We start from the raw sequence: 1,670 nt of genomic DNA on the forward strand, positions 1-1,670 counted from the left end.
CTCTCTCTGAAACTGATTCAGAGCTGACAGGCTATATCTAAACTTTCTGTCAGCTTGAGAAGAAGCTGACGGGAACAACCACATACTCTCTCCCATTCCTTTCAGTTTCTTCCAAGCGAAACGTATAAGAGGAATAACAATGTTAAGCGCACGCAATATCGCCGCCTTAGGCTTTATGACTTTCGCCATGTATTTGGGCGCAGGTAACCTTATCTTCCCTCCATTTTTGGGTTACCAAGCGGGTGAAAACTTTTTGAGTGGAATGTCTGGATTCCTTTTAACTGGCGTGGGTCTACCTGCTTTAGCACTGGTAATGGTGGCGATCGTTAATGGCTCAGACAAGCTAACCGCTGCGCTACCAAAACCGCTAGCAACCAGCTTTTGGGTGATGGTCTTCATCGTCATCGGGCCAGCATTTGTGATTCCGCGAGCCATTACCGTCGCCTATCAATTTAGCTTCGCCCCAATCTTTGGTGAGGCGGCATTAGTGCCGTTTACGATTGCCTTTTGTGTAGCAACCATTTGGTTTGCGCTTTACCCAGGTAAGTTGGTTGATAACTTAGGCAAAATCCTAACACCGGCGTTAATGGCGATTTTGATCATCATGTCTGTCACTGCCTTGATTTACCCAGCAGGTGAGTTGACACAAGCCAGTGGCCCATACGTGAGTGGTGCGTTTGCAGAAGGTTTGACGCAAGGGTACATGACGATGGATGCGTTGGGCTCAATTGGCTTTGGTTGGATCATTTTCCGTGCCATCCGCAGCATGGGAGTGGACTGCCCGAAAGCAACGGCGAAATACACTCTAATTGCAGCCTTAATGTACGCTGTCGCGATGGCGTTTGTTTACATTTCGTTGTCTTACATCGGTTCCACTAGCTCTTACTTAGGTTCAGAATTTAGCAATGGTGGCGATATTTTAACGGCGTTCACCTTCAACCACTTTGGTGCGTTTGGCTCGGTGTTGTTGGGTGCAGTCATGGTATTGGCCTGTTTAACCACAGCGATTGGCGTAACAACCGCAGGCAGCGAGTTCTATGACAACACCTTTAGCAAAGTGAACTACAAAATCTGTGTCGTCATCACCATGGTACTGTCAGGCTTTATCGCCAACATCGGTTTAGAGCAGCTATTGGCAATCACTTTACCTGCGGTTGTGGCACTTCATCCTGTGGCGATTGCTTTGATGATGATGGCACCCGTTCGCAACAAAATGTCTCAGTTCATGTTGGTGCTTACCGCGTTCACCGCACTAGCATTTGGTTGTGTCGATGCTCTGCACATTTTGGGCTACATGCCAGAAGCCGTAGACCAATGGATGAGCCACAACATGCCTTTGTACAATGAGTTCGCGAGCTGGATTGTACCTAGTGTCATCATGGCAACGATCGGACTTTTGTTCACTAAAAAAGCAGAAGAAATCAAAGAATTCGAGCTGGTCAACGAATAGCCGCTTAACTTAAGACATCATTCTATAATTACGCTAACATACTGGACGTTTATTGATGACGGGCAAAGGAGTTGCCCGAGAAATGGTTCGCTGTGGAGCACATATGGAGAGTCACTATTTAGATATAAGAACCCTCAACTTTATTATCATTTTGTTTTCTTGTATCTATGCTATTAGCCTGCTTTGCTATCAATATACTCAGAGCAAAATTAAAGGATTA

1 protein-coding gene is annotated in these 1,670 nt (G+C 46.0%); it reads left to right on the forward strand.

What is annotated here, in order from left to right:
- Window positions 1–139 precede the first annotated feature (139 nt).
- The gene (brnQ, locus tag R7O12_RS24180; RefSeq protein ID WP_042765982.1) at window positions 140–1,450 is read left to right on the forward strand and encodes a branched-chain amino acid transport system II carrier protein; all 1,311 of its coding nucleotides are present in this window, start codon (window positions 140–142) and stop codon (window positions 1,448–1,450) included.
- The last annotated feature ends 220 nt before the right edge of the window (window positions 1,451–1,670 follow it).

This window comes from Vibrio sp. Vb1574, assembly GCF_033338675.1.

What these genes read in the sequence shown, in the direction of transcription:
- brnQ (WP_042765982.1), top strand. Translation starts at nt 140, where the DNA reads ATGTTAAGCGCACGCAATATCGCCGCCTTAGGCTTTATGACTTTCGCC.